This is a genomic window from Nonomuraea spiralis (assembly GCF_014648435.1).
GTDB classification, from domain to species: Bacteria; Actinomycetota; Actinomycetes; order Streptosporangiales; family Streptosporangiaceae; genus Nonomuraea; species Nonomuraea spiralis.
Map to the genome: position 1 here is coordinate 51323 of NZ_BMRC01000042.1, position 13958 is coordinate 65280.

Here is a 13958-nt window from a genome sequence, read left to right on the forward strand (position 1 = left end):
TCCGGAACAGGCACACGTGATCTCGGCCCCGGGGCCGGGCCGTCACTGCGCGTAGGACTTCAGCGTCGAGGTCAGCGGTCCGAAACCGCGTTCCATCCCGCCCGGCCGGTTGCGCGCGAGCCAGCATCGCCGGTACTCCGTGATCAACGTGTCGAGGTCCGCGCGCAGCTCATCGTCTCCGGGGGTGGCCAGCCCCGCCGTACGGCCCAGCCGCCAGGCGCCGTGCCGCGCGAGCCCGATGGCCGCGGCGAGTTCGCGTACCGCCAGCGCGCCGTCACCCGAGGCCGGCCGGGCCCGTTCCAGGTCGGCCAGCGCCTGGTCCAGCGTCGTGATGACCGCCTCGACCAGGCCGGCGTCGGGTTCGTGCGTGACAAGATGTTGCTGCGCGGGGATCAGGGCCGCCTGCAGCGGGCTGCCGTTGAACGAGCGCCGCCCGGTACGCCCCCAGACCCGCCCGACGGCGTCGAGCACACCGCCGAGCACACCGGCGTGGTCGCGGAAGACATGCCGGTCGAGTACGGCGGGCACGTCGATGTCCGCGTTGCCGGCCAGGCACCAGCTCACCGCGCCGGCGTACACGATGGGTGGGTAGGACGTACAGAACGCCTGCAAGTGGCCGTTGTCGCCCCATTCGGTGAGCAGGAGGCCGGAGGCTCCGCTCGTCAGGCCGGTGCCCACCGCGTCGGCGATGTTGCCCATCGCGTTGTCGATGCGGCCCACCAGCGAGTTCCACGTGCCGGTGCCCGGTGCGACCAGGAACGGCACCCCGCTGCCCGGCAGCCCCTTGAGGGCCTCGGAGAAGCCGTCGAAGGCGATGTTGATGCCCAGCTCGTCGATGACCTGCTGGAAGTCCGGCGGGATCTCGATGCGTTCGCCGTCCGGGCGGGGAGCCTCGTAGGTCCAGGCGACGGCCGTGCAGCCCGCCGGGAGTCTTTCGACGAGTTCGGGATGGTGGGTGATGAAGTCGGCCCAGAACTGCGGCCGGTAGCCCTGGGCGATCAGGGGCTCCAGCAGGCGGCGCAGGTGCCTGAGGTAGACCTCGCCGGCTCCGAGTTCGGCCACCTGGGCGGCGCCGGCGCCCCTGCCCAGTTCGAGGGGCTCGTCGCAGTTGACGTTGACCTGGCGGCTGGTGAAGTTGGGCAGCAGTTCGGCGAGCAGGCCGTGGGCGAACGCCGCGCTCTCCTCGTCCGATCTGAGGGTGAAGGAGGGCATCGAGAATCCGGCCACGGAGAAGCCGTCCTGGCATTCGGCGAGGTGGCGGTAGGTGTCGTGGGAGAGCCAGGACTCCATGTGGGTGTACGTGCTCTGGTTGGGCACCAGCTCGATGCCGGCCTCGGCGCACATCGTGTCGAGGTCGCGGATCTCGGCGGCGGTCATGGGGGACGCGTCGCGCCACACGTCCTGGTGGCCGGTGTAGGCGAAGGTGTGCTCGGTGTAGAGCTGGAGCTGGTTGTAGCGGGCGATGCGCAGCACCTCGATGAGGTGGACGAAGCTCTCCCTGGTGGGGACGCGGCCGCGGCTGACGTCGAGCAGGAAGCCCCGTACGGGGAGGTCCGGCCAGTCCGCGATGTGCAGCGCCGGCCAGGTGCCGTCGCCTTGGGCGCGCAGCTGCTCAAGGACGTCCCTGCCGTAGCGGAGTCCGGCGTCGTCGGCGTGTCGCAGGGTGACGTCCGGTCCGGTGGTGTCGATGGTGAAGCCTTGGGCCGGAAGGCTTTCGTCGAGAATCTCGGCGACGGGCGCGGAAAGGGCGGCGCCCTCTTCTGTGACGGTCATGAGCCGAGGGCGGGGGAACAGCTCGATCATCGGACTCCCCTTGAAGCGGTCGAAGGGTAGCGTTCGCACACGGTCGTGGAGGTACATGGACAGCATCGCCGCTTAATCGACCGAGCGGTAGATTGCGTTATGTGTTCGTTATATTTGGAGGTGGTTGCCGTGCAGCAGAAGCGGCGCAAGCGTGCCGACGAGCGACGCGCGGAGATCCTGGCCGCTGCCGAGAGCGTCTTCGCGGAACGCGGCTACCGGGCCGGCTCGCTCGCCGCCATCGCCGAGGCCGTGGGCATCTCCAAGCAGACCCTGCTGCACCACTTCCCGACCAAGGAACACCTGCTGGTCGCCGTACTGGAACACCGTGACCTGCACAACCTGGGCATCGTCGCCGACATGGGACTGACGGTCGAGGCGATGGCCCGGCTGGTCGACTTCAACCTCGACTGGCGCGGGCTCGTGCACTCCTACACGGTGTTGTCCGCCGAGAGCGTCGCCGAGGACCATCCCGCCCACGAGTTCTTCACCACGCGCTACGACCGCTCCCGCCGGGCCCTGGCCGACAGCCTGCGCGCGGAGCACGGCGACCGGTTGCCCGGCGGGCTGACCCCGGAACAGGCCGCGCCCCTGATCATCGCGGTCAACGACGGGCTTCAGCTCCAATGGCTGCTCAACTCCCGGGACGTGGCGATCGGCGAGCTGTTCCGGGCGTTCCTGGCCACGGTGGTGGAAGGCGAGCCGCCCGCGAGCACCTGACCCGGCGGGACCTCGCTACCGTACGGTGAGCACCAGCTTCCCCGCGGTGCGGCCGGTCTCGCCGAGCGCGTGCGCCTTGGCCGCGTCCGCCAGCTCGAACGTGCCGGCGATCTCCGCGCGCAACCGGCCCTCGGCCACGAGCCGGGCGATGGCCAGCATCCCGGCGTGGTCGTGCTCCACGAGCATGACCTCCGCCCGCACGCCGAGGCGGGCCGCTTCTCGGGCGAGCGCCGGAATGCCGTCGTCGAGGCGCAGGGAGACCAGGAGACCGCCCGCGCGCAGGCTGCGCAGAGAGCCCATGGCGTGCTCGCTGCCTTGGGCGTCTACAACGACGTCGGCGTCGCGGACCGCCTCGGTGATGTCCGTGGTGCGGTAGTCGAGCACCTCGTCGGCACCCAGGTTGCGGACGAAGTCGTGCTTGGGAGCACTGGCGGTGCCGATCACGTACGCACCGTGGGCCTTCGCGATCTGTACGGCGAGGTGGCCGACGCCGCCCGCCGCGGCGTGGATGAGCACCCGAGACCCGTCCTGGACGCGCGCGGTGTCCACGAGGGCCTGCCAGGCGGTGAGGGCGGCCAGCGGCAGGGCGCCGGCCTGCACGTGGTCGATGGCGGCGGGTTTGGGGGCGAAGGCACGAGCGGGCCCGGTGACGTACTCGGCGTGCGAACCTGCCCCCTGTGGATACGGCAACATGCCGAACACCTCGTCACCCGGCTTGAAGAGAGTGACCCCGAGACCGGCGGCCTCGACCACTCCGGAGACGTCCCAGCCGAGGACGAACGGCGGCTCGCCGAGCATGAGCCCGGGGATGGCGCGGTGTTTCCAGTCGGTCGGGTTGACGCCGGCGGCGTGCACCCGCACCAGAATCTCGCCCACGCCCGCCGCCGGTCGCGGCAGCCGGATCTCCTTGAGCACCTCGGGGCCGCCGATGACGTCCTGGCTGACGGCGCGCATGGTGGTGATGTCGTTCATGGACCCAGCCTGCTGTGCCCGGCCGCCCGCCGGGAGTGGCAGGAATGTCATTCGTCGATAGGATCGTGCCATGCATCGTGTGGTCGTCATGGCGCTCGACGGGGTCTATCCGTTCGAGCTCGGCATCCCGCAGCGCGTCTTCGGCACCGCGCAGGGCCTCTACGAGGTGCTCACCTGCTCGGTCGACGGGCACGCGGTGCGTACGTCCGCGGACTTCACGATCAGCACCCGGCACGGCCCGGAGATCCTGGCCACGGCGGACACGGTGGTCATCCCCCCGTACGCCTCGGCCTCCCTCTCGGCGCAGCTCCCGGCCGGTGTGGCGGACGCGTTCAAACTGATCCCGGCGGGCGCCCGGATCGTGTCCATCTGCACCGGGGCGTTCGCGCTCGCGGCGGCAGGGCTGCTCGACGGCCGCAGGGTCACGACGCACTGGAACCAGACGGCCCGCTTCAGCGAGCTGTTCCCCCAGGTGACTCTCGACGCGGACGTGTTGTTCGTCGACGACGGCGACATCCTCACCTCGGCCGGCGCCGCGTCAGGCGTGGACGTGTGCCTGCACCTCATACGCAAGGACCACGGCAGCCGGCTGGCCAACCACGTCGCGCGCCGGTGCGTCGTGCCACCCTGGCGGGACGGCGGCCAGGCGCAGTACATCGAACAGCCCGTGCCCGAGCCGTCCGTGGCGGGGACCTCCGCGACGAGGGAATGGGCGCTCGAACGGCTGGCCGAGTCGCTGACGCTGACCGACCTCGCCGCACACGCCCGGATGAGCCTTCGTACGTTCGCCCGCCGTTTCCAGGACGAGGTCGGGGTCAGCCCCGGGCGGTGGCTGACCCAGCAGCGGGTCAACCGGGCGCGGGAGCTGCTGGAGTCGAGCGACCTGCCCGTCGAGCTGGTCGCCCGCCAGGTGGGATTCGCCACCGCCGCGTCTCTGCGTCAGCATCTCCACGCCGCGATCGGGGTCTCGCCGCAGGCGTACCGCCACACCTTCCAGACCGCCGGCGACCGCTGACCCCGCGTCGGGGCTTTACTGCTGAGGGCCGCAACCGTCCAGGATGCTCCGGACCAGGGCCTGGACGGTGTTCCTGTCGACGCTTTCCGGTGCGGCGGTGACCAGGGTGAACAGCGTGCCCTCGTAGAGAGTGATCAGGGAGTGGATGCTCTCGCGGGGGAGGACGAGACCGAGTTTGTCGTGCTGCCCGGCGGTGACCTGCACCGCCGCGTCCCAGAGGCCGGCGAGCGCCGTGGCGAGCACCGGACGGCGTACGGCCTCCAGCTGGAGCTCGAAGATCGCCAGGTAGCGGTCGCGCAGTGTGGTCGCCGCCGTGAGCAGCGACTCGGTCAGCAGGTCGGCCAGCGTCGCGGGCTGCTCGACGGACCGGTCGACCGCCCGGTCGGTGTCGGCGTGGTGCAGCTCGATGATGCGCTCCGCGGCGGCCACCAGCAGTGCCTCCCGGTTACGGAAGTAGTTGGAGGCGGTTCCCGATGGAAGGTCCGCCTCCTTCTCCACCGCGCGATGGGTCAGCCCGTGCACCCCCGACGACGCCAGCAGTGCGATGGCGGCATCGGTCAGGGCGCGGCGACGGGCTGGATTGGTGGGCGGCATGCGGCCATGCTATACCAATAGCCGTACTAGTACGATCGTAGTGAATCGAGGTGATCCTGTGAGGATCGTGGTGGTCGGCGCCGGGCTCGGGGGAGTGGCGGCCGCGGTGGGCCTGCATCGCCTGGGCCACGAGGTGACACTGATCGAGCGCGGCGCCGAGCTCAGGGAGGCGGGAACCGGGATCGTGGTCATGCCCAACGGGCTCCGGGCGCTGGACGCGGTGGGGCTGGCCGAGGGCGTACGCGAGCACGCCATGCGTGAAGGCCGCGGTGGACTGCGCGACCGGCGCGGACGCCCACTGCTGATCACCGACCTGGACCGGGTGCGGCAGCAGATCGGCACCCCCGTCATCATCGACCGGGCGCGCCTGCACCGGGCACTACGCGCCCCGCTTCCCGCCGAACTCGTACTGACCTCCACCCCGGTCGAGCGCCTGGAGGCCGACTCCGCCGGGGTGACCGTGATCGCCGATGGTGAAGCCGTCGCCCGGGTGGACGCCGTGATCGCTGCCGACGGCATCGGCAGCAGGCTGCGGGCACAACTCTTCCCCGGTCACCCCGGGCTGCGGCGGACCGGCCGGATGGATCTGCGCGGCATGCTGCCCCGTCCGCCCGGCCTGGATGCGGACCTGCTGACCAGCCAGTTGGTCGACCGCCGCAACGGGGCGATGTTCGGCCTGTACCCCGTCGGCGAGAACCTTCTGTACTGGTTCACCGACTCCGCCCTGCACGGCGCACCGCCGGACGCGGACGAGGCACGCCGGCAGATGTTGTCCCTGATGGCCGACTGGCATCCCGTCGTCGCGACAGTGATCGAGGACACCCCGGCAGCCGACATCTACGTCGACCCGATCACCCGCCTGGCCGAGCCTCTGCCCTCGTTCGCGGTCGGCCGGATCGCGTTCCTCGGCGACGCCGCGCACGCCATGCCACCCGACCTCGGCCAGGGGTCGAGCCAGGCCTTCGAGGACGCCGCCGCGCTGACCCGCCACCTGACCGGCGCCGAGCCGGCGGACGTCCCCCGGCGGCTCCTGCGTTACGACGCCGAGCGCAGGCCCAGCGCCAACCGCATGATGCGGGCGGCGTCCCGGCAGTCGTGGCTGACCTCCCGGACCGGCCTCACCGCGTCGCTGCGCGACGCCCTGCTGCGCGCGGTACCGTCCCGGCTGGCCACTCGGCAGCTCGCCGCCCTCTGGCGCGTCTGACGATGGCACCCGTCCAGCTGCACCACCTCGTCACCCCGGCTCGTCAGCACCAGGGTGGGGTCGATCAGCCGGCGGCCGTCTCCTGATCCTGGGCGATACGGCCGCGCAGCATGACCTCCATGACCTTCATGAAGCGCTGCGCCCTCGCCCGGCCGATGACGAACGGGTTGGCCGCCCCCGTCGTTCCGGCGCGTAGCTGCTCGATGCGGGCCAGGCCGTGGTCGACGCCGCCGTGGTTGTTCAGCTCGACCTCCACCCCGGCCCGCCGCATCGTGGCGGCGAAGGCGAGTACGGAGGCCAGGCTGGTGCGTTTGTCCGCGGTCGCGGCGGGCGGGTTGGTGCCGCCCCACAACATCGCGGTGTGCCGCCGCCCCTTCCAGTGCACGGGGAAGATCGGCGAGACGGTGCCGGGCGTGTGGCCGGGCGTGTGGTGGAAGGCGATGGTGGTGCCGCCGAGGGTGAGCTTCTGGCCGTCGGCGATCTCCAGGTCGCGCTTGGGCGCGTTCGCGGGACGTTCGGCGGCGATGAGGTTCCAGTCGGTCCGGCTCATCATGACGCGGGCGCCGTACCGGTCGGCGAGGAACTGGGCGCCGCCGAAGTGATCGGCATGGCCGTGGGCGACCACCACGTACTTGATCTGTGCGGGGTCCGCGCCCACGGCCCGCAGCCCCGGGACGATGATCTTCTCGGCTTCGTCCGGCGATCCCATCGCGTCGACGAGGACGATGCCCTCGGCGGTGAACAGCGCCGTGGCCTGGATGAAGCTGTTGCCCAGCACCGCCACGTCGTCGAAGGTGCGCAACGGGCGGAGGGGCGTCGGTTCCGGCATCGTGAGGCCGGGCGCGAGCGCTTTGACCAGGGCTTTCAGGACCGGGTCGGCGCCGGCCAGCGCCGCCGCCCGGTCATAGTAGCGCTGGGCGCGCTTGGGGGCGGTGGCGGCCGCGGCTTCGGCCGGACGGCCTGCCAGTGGCAGGAGGGCCGCGGTGGCCAGCAAGGTACGGCGGGACGGGACGGACTGCCCGAGAGGCATGGGCGAACACCTGCTCTTTCACGGGCCGCAGATCTTGACGCGATCGGCCCAGACGGACGTCGATGCCCCTCCAGCAGATCAGAACAGATCTTGTGGCGTCCAATACTGGTATGGGCGGTCCGGCGATAGGGAAGTGGATATCGACCCTGCTCTGGCCCTTGACGAGCCTCCTGAAAGGGCCGGAGCCAGGATGTCAGGCCGTCGTTCCGGCGTCGACGGTGATGGAGGTGCCGGTGATCGTACGGCCGGCGGGCCCCACCAGATGCAGGACGGTGGCGGCGATGTCGTCCGGGGTGCTGTAGCGGCCGAGGGCCGTGTAGGAGCGTTCGTCGTCGGCGTCGGGACCGTCGGCGGGATTCATCTCGGTGTCGGTGGAGCCGGGGTGGACGAGGTTGGCCGTGATGTCGCGGGGGCCCAGATCGCGGGCGAGGCCCTTGGTGAGGCCGATCAGTGCGGACTTGCTCATCGAGTACAGGGTCCAGCCGGGGTAGGGGACGCGTTCGGCCAGGCTGCTGCCGATGTTCACGATCCGCCCGCCGGCCCGCATGTGGCGTACTGCTGCCTGCGACGTGAGGAAAGCGGCTCTGGCGTGGATGGCGAGGGTGCGGTCGAGTTCGTCCAGGGAGACGTCCTCCAGTGGGCCGAAGGGGGCGATTCCGGCGTTGTTCACCAGGATGTCGAGGCGGCCGAAGGTGGAGACGGTGCGGGCGACGGCTGCCTGGAGGGCCTCGGCGTCGGTCGCCTCGGCGGCCATGGCCAGGCCGCGGCGGCCGAGTGCCTCGATCTCCTCGACCACGGTCTGCGCCCGGCTCGCCGCCGTCGCGTAGGTGATCGCCACGTCGGCGCCCGCCGCGGCCAGGTGGCGGGCGATGGCCGCGCCGATGCCCCTGCTGCCACCGGTGACGAGCGCGCTCTTGCCGTTGAGCATCTGTCCTCCTCTATACGGAATCGGTTCCGGTTAAGGCTATTCGGAACGCGTTCCGCTTTGCAAACCGATAGGGTGACCACGTGGCACAGGAACGGGCCGATGCCGCCAGGAACCGCGCGAAGATCCTTGCCGCGGCCGCGGAGATCGTCGCCACCTCGGGGATGAAGGGGCTGGCGATGGCCGACGTCGCGGCCGCCTCGGGCGTCGGGATCGGGACGCTGTACCGGCGGTTCGGCGACAGGTCGGGGCTGGCGTACGCGCTCATCGACGAGAAGGAACGCGAGTTCCAGCAGGCGTTCCTGACCGGCCCTCCGCCGCTGGGCCCCGGGGCGCCGGAGATCGAGCGGGTACGCGCCTTCCTGTACGCGCTGACCGATCGCACCTTCGCCCAGCTCGACCTTCTGCTGATGGCCGAGACCGCCGGGGAGTTCGCACGGTTCGGCGGGGCCTATGAGGCGTACCACCAGCATCTGGTCGTACTGATCGCACGGATCAGGCCGGAGGCGGACGCGGGGTTCCTCGCCGATGCCCTGCTCGCGCCGATCGCGGCCAATCTGATCGTTCACCGGGGGCGTGCGGCTCCCGCGGTGAAGGCGGGTCTCGACGCGCTGCTCACGGGCCTCGGCTAGCGGGCCTTCCGTTCCGTGCTCGCGATGAACCGGTTTCGCCGACGACGGCTAACCGGTGACCCCAGGTTGGGCCGAGTCGGCCAGGACGGCCGCCAGTTTGAGGCCTTCGTCGGCGAAGAGCCGTCCTGCCTGCTCTCCCTTGGCACGCGTTTCCAGAAGGACGAGCCATGAGGAGCCGTCGCGTTGGGGTACGACGCGGATCTGCCGCACCTCGCTGAAGCCGACCTCCTGCAGTTCGGGGTGGATCGCCGTCGGTGACCAGCTCACCTTCCAGGCACGGTCGAAATCGATGATCTCCAGTTGTCCGTCATAGGTGTAGGGGACCGGTCCGTCGAGGGTGACGGCGAACGAGGCGTAATAGGTGGCGGTCTCCCCGAAATTCAAATAGGCCTTGGGGTGGACGCGGATGTCCTGGATGGTTATCCGCTTGGCCTGGGAGCCCTTGGCGAAGGCGTTGTAGACGCCGTCGAAGTCCAGGGGCGGCTCCACCACCTGGGCTTTCATGGCGGACAGGTCGCCGCGCTGCCAGGCCGTCAGGAACGCGGTCGCCGTCTGCTGAGGCGAGCCTTTGGTGCGTACCGTCAGGTAGACGGCAACGCCCAACCCGAGGACGGTGGCCAGGGCTATGGCGATGGTGATCGCTGTCCGTCGCCGCCGACGAGAAAATACCGGCATATCGGGCGATCCTATTGGCTGGGCCACAACCCTCAGAACCCGAGCCCGACCGTGGGCAGGCTTGCGAAGAGGACCTGTGCGGCGAAGAAGGGGCTGACCGCGGCCTTCACCGAGAAGTACATCAAGGACGTGGTCGCGCTCGGCGGGAGCATGGTGCGAGCCGGCATCCAGAAGGCGTTCTTCGACATGGACCACCGCGCCGACCAGAAAGAGCTCGAACGCCGCTGGTTCGCGCGAGGCTACAAGGCGGGCGGCCCAGGCGCCTGCAACACCTGGACGGTGCCCAGCTCCAGAGTTTCCTGATCTTGTGGACCCCGCCGGGCTTCCGCCCCTAACATCCCGCTTCATGATGATCCGCGTGCTGGCTGCCACGGCGGCCGGACTGATGGCGTTCTCCGGTACGGCAGCCGCCTACCCGATCAAGGGCGTCCCCGAGCTGACCCACAACGCCCTGTACAAGAAGGGCAAGCTCCCCAAGATCAGCTGCAAGCTGAGCAAGGGCACGACGAAGTCCTCGACCACCAAATACCTGAACACCCTCGTCGGCTGCCTGAACGACGCCTGGGGGCCGTTCATCCCCGACTTCGAGCCGGTCAAGACCGATATCAAGGCCACTCACGACGAGGGCCCCTGCCACAACGGCATAAAGATCACCGGCTCGTTCGCCATCAGCTGTTACACCCAGCTCCAGATTCAGCTCGGCGCCGACTGGATCAGCGCCAAGGACGACCTGCCGATCCTCGCCCAGGTCGCCCAGGCGTGGAGCGGCGTGGTCATGGGCCGGACGGGCATCGGCGCGGCCTACTGGGCCATGCCGAACGACGCCGACGAGAAGCAGCTGGATGAGCAGGAGCGTCGTTTCAGCATGCAGCAGCTGTGCCTGGCCGGCGTGACGCTCAAGGCCCTGGGCGGAAAGTCGAAGAACTGGAAGGCCACGCTGAAGGCCGAGGAGCCCACGCCGAAGGACAAGTACTGGCGCGACCGCTTCAGCAAGGACAAGATCAGCGCCAACGACCTCTACTGGTTCACGCAGGGCTACACCAAGGGCACTCCGGGCGCGTGCAACACCTGGACGGCGCCGGCGTCCAAGGTCGCGTGACGAACTCCTCCGACGCCTTGTCGTAGGCGGCGGGATTCACATTCCACGACCCCGCGTGCCCTCCGCCGCCGGGGTGGACGAAGATGACGAGATCGGGCCGGGCCCTGGCACGCTCCAGCGCGGGCCCGATCGGCACCGCCGTGTCGTCCGTGTCAGCAAATATCGGGATCGGCGGCGGCGCGCAGGGGTCCACCCGGTGCGAAGGCCAGGCGGTAGTCGCGGGGCGGCAGGCCGACGTGCCGGGTGAAGTGGTGGCGCATGGTGAGCGGAGTGCTGAAACCGCAGCGGCGCGCGATGGCGGCGATGGGCAGATCGCTGACCTCCAGCAGGTGCTGGGCGGCCAGGACACGCTGCGTCAGTAGCCATTGCAGAGGTGTGTCGCCGGTGCTCTGGACGAAGCGGCGGGCGAAGCTGCGTTCGGACATGCGGGCCAGGTTCGCCAGTTCCGGCACGGTCCACGGGTGGCCCAGGTCGTTGAGGATGCGTTCGCGCAGGCCCGTCAGGCTGTCGGACGGGCTCTGGCCGGTGGGGACGGGACGTGTGATGAACTGCGCCTGGCCGCCCGGCCGGAACGGTGCGGTCACCATGGTACGGGCGATCTCGGCCGCGGCGGCGGCGCCGTGGTCGCGGCGGACCAGGTGCAGGCACAGGTCGATGCCCGCGGCCACACCCGCGGAGGTCCACACGGTGCCGTCCCCGACGAACAGGACGTTGGGGTCGACGGTCACCTCGGGGTAGTGGCGTGCGAGCTGCTCGACGTCGAGCCAGTGAGCAGTGGCCTTGCGGCCGTCCAGCAGGCCCGCGGCGGCCAGCAGGAACGCGCCCGAGCACAGGGACGCGACGGTCGCGCCACGGCCGTGCGCGGCGCGCAGCGCGGTGATCACGTCCGGGTGGACGGGCCCGGTCGGGTGCTGGACGCCGGGAACGACCACCAGGTCGCACTCGTCCAGGCCGTCGAGGCCATGGTCGGGAACGCAGGTCACACCCGGCGTCATGGTCAGCGCGGAGCCGCGCGGCCCGCACGTGCGCAGGTCGAACGCCGGGACGCCGCGATCGGTCCGGTCCAGGCCCCAGACCTCGGTGGCCACGGCGTAGTCGAAGACGCGGACGTGCTCGGTGACCAGGATCCCTACAGAGCGCATGGCGGAAAACTATCCCACATGTGCGTTTCTGCCACTCACCGCGCGACACGCCCTGCGACCAGGCTCGTAAGCGGTTGTTTCCGCTGTTTCCGCGAGATGAGGAGCGCAATGTCATGCCGCTGGCTCTGCTGGCCCTGGCCGTCGCAGGTTTCGGTGTCGGAACCTCGGAGTTCGCCATCATGGGCCTGCTTCCGCAGGTCGCCGCGGGGGTCGAGGTGTCGATCCCGGCCGCCGGCGTACTGATCAGCGGGTACGCCGTCGGTGTGATCGTGGGGGCGCCGCTGCTGACCGCGATCTCGGCACGCCTGTCGCGCCGCACGACTCTGCTGATCGTCGCGGCGCTGCTGGTGGCGGGCAGCGTCCTGTCGGCGGTCGCGTCCGGCTACGGCGTGTTGTTGGTGGCCAGGGTGCTGGCGGGCATGCCGCAGGGCGCGCTGTTCGGGGTCGGGTCGGTGGTGGCGGCCGAACTCGTTCCGCCGGAACGGCGCGGATGGGCGATGTCGATCATGTTCGGCGGGTTCACCATGGCGAACGTGGCCGGGGTGCCGCTGGTGACCTGGCTGGGGCAGGCCGCCGGCTGGCGGGCCACGTTCTGGGCCATCGCCGCGCTCGGTGCGCTGTCCCTCGTGAGCATCGCGGCGTTGGTGCCCGGCCGGCCGCGTCCGGAGGGCGAGGCCGGGCTGCGTTCGGAACTGTCGGCCCTGCGCCGGCCGCAGGTCTGGCTCGCGATGGCCGTGACGACGGCCGGTTTCGGCGGTGTCTTCGCCTCGTTCACGTACGTCGCTCCGATGATGACCGAGGTCGCGGGCTTCAGCGGCTCCAGCATGACGGCGCTGCTGGTCGTCTTCGGGCTGGGCATGGCCGCGGGCAACCTGCTGTCGGGCCATTTCGCCGGACGCAGGCTCATGCCCAGCCTGTACGTGTTCCTCGCCGGGCTCACCGTCGTGCTGAGCCTGTTCACGGTGACGGCGCACAGCCGGATTCTCGCTGTCTGCAGCCTGTTCCTGCTGGGGTTGTTCGGCTTCGCGACCGTCCCCGCTCTGCAGATGCGCATCCTGGACAAGGCCACCGGCGCCCCCACCCTCGCCTCCGCGCTGAACCTGTCGGCGTTCAACGTCGCCAACGCGCTCGGCGCCTTCCTCGGCGGGCTCGTGATCAGCGCCGGGTTCGGCTACACCAGCCCCAACGCCGTCGGCGCCGTGCTGGCCGCCGCCGGGCTCGCCCTCGCCGTCTGTTCGGGAGCGATCGACGCACGCGCCAAGGAGACGATCCTGCGATGACTTCCGGCCTCGAACGCTACACGCCCGGTCACGACACCTGCGCCGTCGATTTCATGGCCGCCAGGCGCGCCGCGACGCACGCGGGCTTCTTCCTGCCCCATCTCGCGCCGGGGACGTCGCTGCTGGACCTCGGGTGCGGGCCCGGGACCATCACCACCGACCTCGCCGCCGCCGTCGCGCCAGGCCACGTGCTGGGCCTCGACCAGCAGGCGGCCCAGCTCATGGGCGCTCGCAGGCTGGCCGGGCAGCGGGGCCTCACGAACGTCGAGTTCCAGGAGGGATCCTGCTACGAGATCCCGCTGGACGACCGATCGGTGGACCGCGTCTTCTCCCACGCCCTGCTGGAACACCTGGCCCACCCGGCCCGCGCGCTGGCCGAGATCCACAGGGTCCTGCGGCCCGGCGGCATGGTCGGCCTCTGCAGCCCCGACTGGGGCGGCTTCCTGCTGAGCCCTCCTCTGGACGACGCCGTCGCCGCCTACACCCGCCTGCAGCAGGCCAACGGCGGCGACCCCTACGTGGGCCGCAAATTCGGCCGATACCTGCGCGACGCGGGATTCGCCGGCATCTTCCTGGACGCGCACTACGAGCGCTATGCCGACCCGTCCCGCATCGCCGGCTACCTCGCGACCCAACTCGACCTGGCAGCGCAGCCCACCCATGCCGGCCGGCTCCGCGCCTGGGCCACCCAGCCGGACGCGATGTTCGCCCAGTCATGGGTGACCGCCACCGCCGTACGACCCTGCTGAAGCCCGGTCCGTTCTCAGCTTGTTCTTTATCCTCCGGATTGTTGTAGGGCTGCGAGGGTGCGGCCGCGTTTGACGGTCTTGCCCACGTCGTATCGGGGTGCGGGCCGGCGATTGGGGATCC

Annotated in this window: 15 protein-coding genes; 8 read left to right on the forward strand and 7 right to left on the reverse strand. The window is 70.4% G+C overall.

The window, feature by feature from the left end; translation table 11 throughout:
• Positions 1-42: 42 nt before the first annotated feature.
• The gene (locus tag IEZ27_RS48860; RefSeq protein WP_189653510.1) at positions 43-1803 is read right to left on the reverse strand and encodes a beta-N-acetylhexosaminidase; all 1761 of its coding nucleotides are present in this window, start codon (positions 1801-1803) and stop codon (positions 43-45) included.
• Positions 1804-1932: 129 nt separating this feature from the next.
• Here IEZ27_RS48860 and IEZ27_RS48865 point away from each other — a divergent pair, with 129 nt between their 5' ends.
• The gene (locus IEZ27_RS48865) at positions 1933-2520 is read left to right on the forward strand and encodes a TetR/AcrR family transcriptional regulator (protein ID WP_221762648.1); all 588 of its coding nucleotides are present in this window, start codon (positions 1933-1935) and stop codon (positions 2518-2520) included.
• Between the two features lie 15 nt (positions 2521-2535).
• Here IEZ27_RS48865 and IEZ27_RS48870 read toward each other — a convergent pair whose 3' ends face one another.
• Positions 2536-3492 carry an NADP-dependent oxidoreductase gene (locus IEZ27_RS48870; protein ID WP_189653512.1) on the reverse strand — a complete coding sequence of 319 codons (957 nt, stop codon included), beginning with the start codon at positions 3490-3492 and terminating at the stop codon, positions 2536-2538.
• Between the two features lie 70 nt (positions 3493-3562).
• Between IEZ27_RS48870 and IEZ27_RS48875 the strand changes: the two genes are divergently transcribed.
• The gene (locus IEZ27_RS48875; protein ID WP_189653513.1) at positions 3563-4507 is read left to right on the forward strand and encodes a GlxA family transcriptional regulator; all 945 of its coding nucleotides are present in this window, start codon (positions 3563-3565) and stop codon (positions 4505-4507) included.
• Between the two features lie 15 nt (positions 4508-4522).
• On the opposite strand, the gene IEZ27_RS48880 is transcribed toward IEZ27_RS48875, so the two are convergent.
• Positions 4523-5101, reverse strand: coding sequence for a TetR/AcrR family transcriptional regulator (locus tag IEZ27_RS48880; RefSeq protein WP_189653514.1), 579 nt, complete (start codon positions 5099-5101; stop codon positions 4523-4525).
• A gap of 58 nt (positions 5102-5159) precedes the next feature.
• Between IEZ27_RS48880 and IEZ27_RS48885 the strand changes: the two genes are divergently transcribed.
• Entirely contained in the window at positions 5160-6305 is a 1146-nt protein-coding gene (locus IEZ27_RS48885) for an FAD-dependent monooxygenase (RefSeq protein WP_189653515.1), read from the forward strand.
• Between the two features lie 64 nt (positions 6306-6369).
• Here the strand turns inward: IEZ27_RS48885 and IEZ27_RS48890 are convergent, their stop codons facing one another.
• Together IEZ27_RS48890 and IEZ27_RS48895 are read right to left on the reverse strand one after the other, a co-directional pair.
• Positions 6370-7335 (reverse strand): MBL fold metallo-hydrolase, encoded by a 966-nt coding sequence (locus IEZ27_RS48890; RefSeq protein ID WP_189653516.1) that lies wholly within the window; start codon positions 7333-7335, stop codon positions 6370-6372.
• 193 nt (positions 7336-7528) lie between these two features.
• Positions 7529-8263 (reverse strand): SDR family NAD(P)-dependent oxidoreductase, encoded by a 735-nt coding sequence (locus tag IEZ27_RS48895; RefSeq protein ID WP_189653517.1) that lies wholly within the window; start codon positions 8261-8263, stop codon positions 7529-7531.
• An 80-nt stretch (positions 8264-8343) separates the two neighbouring features.
• Here IEZ27_RS48895 and IEZ27_RS48900 point away from each other — a divergent pair, with 80 nt between their 5' ends.
• The gene (locus tag IEZ27_RS48900) at positions 8344-8892 is read left to right on the forward strand and encodes a TetR/AcrR family transcriptional regulator (protein WP_229825036.1); all 549 of its coding nucleotides are present in this window, start codon (positions 8344-8346) and stop codon (positions 8890-8892) included.
• Between the two features lie 48 nt (positions 8893-8940).
• Here IEZ27_RS48900 and IEZ27_RS48905 read toward each other — a convergent pair whose 3' ends face one another.
• Positions 8941-9567: an NTF2-like N-terminal transpeptidase domain-containing protein gene (locus IEZ27_RS48905; protein ID WP_189653518.1), complete on the reverse strand. Its 627-nt coding sequence runs from the start codon at positions 9565-9567 to the stop codon at positions 8941-8943.
• Positions 9568-9618: 51 nt separating this feature from the next.
• Here IEZ27_RS48905 and IEZ27_RS48910 point away from each other — a divergent pair, with 51 nt between their 5' ends.
• Entirely contained in the window at positions 9619-9870 is a 252-nt protein-coding gene (locus IEZ27_RS48910) for a hypothetical protein (RefSeq protein WP_189653519.1), read from the forward strand.
• 43 nt (positions 9871-9913) lie between these two features.
• Entirely contained in the window at positions 9914-10666 is a 753-nt protein-coding gene (locus tag IEZ27_RS48915; protein WP_189653520.1) for a hypothetical protein, read from the forward strand.
• A gap of 152 nt (positions 10667-10818) precedes the next feature.
• Here IEZ27_RS48915 and IEZ27_RS48920 read toward each other — a convergent pair whose 3' ends face one another.
• The gene (locus tag IEZ27_RS48920; protein WP_189653521.1) at positions 10819-11808 is read right to left on the reverse strand and encodes a GlxA family transcriptional regulator; all 990 of its coding nucleotides are present in this window, start codon (positions 11806-11808) and stop codon (positions 10819-10821) included.
• A gap of 113 nt (positions 11809-11921) precedes the next feature.
• On the opposite strand from IEZ27_RS48920, the gene IEZ27_RS48925 reads away from it, so the two are divergent.
• Both IEZ27_RS48925 and IEZ27_RS48930 read left to right on the forward strand, forming a co-directional pair.
• The gene (locus IEZ27_RS48925) at positions 11922-13088 is read left to right on the forward strand and encodes an MFS transporter (RefSeq protein ID WP_189653522.1); all 1167 of its coding nucleotides are present in this window, start codon (positions 11922-11924) and stop codon (positions 13086-13088) included.
• Positions 13085-13837, forward strand: coding sequence for a methyltransferase domain-containing protein (locus IEZ27_RS48930; protein ID WP_189653523.1), 753 nt, complete (start codon positions 13085-13087; stop codon positions 13835-13837). Before IEZ27_RS48925 ends, IEZ27_RS48930 begins: the two co-directional genes overlap by 4 nt.
• Positions 13838-13958: the final 121 nt, after the last annotated feature.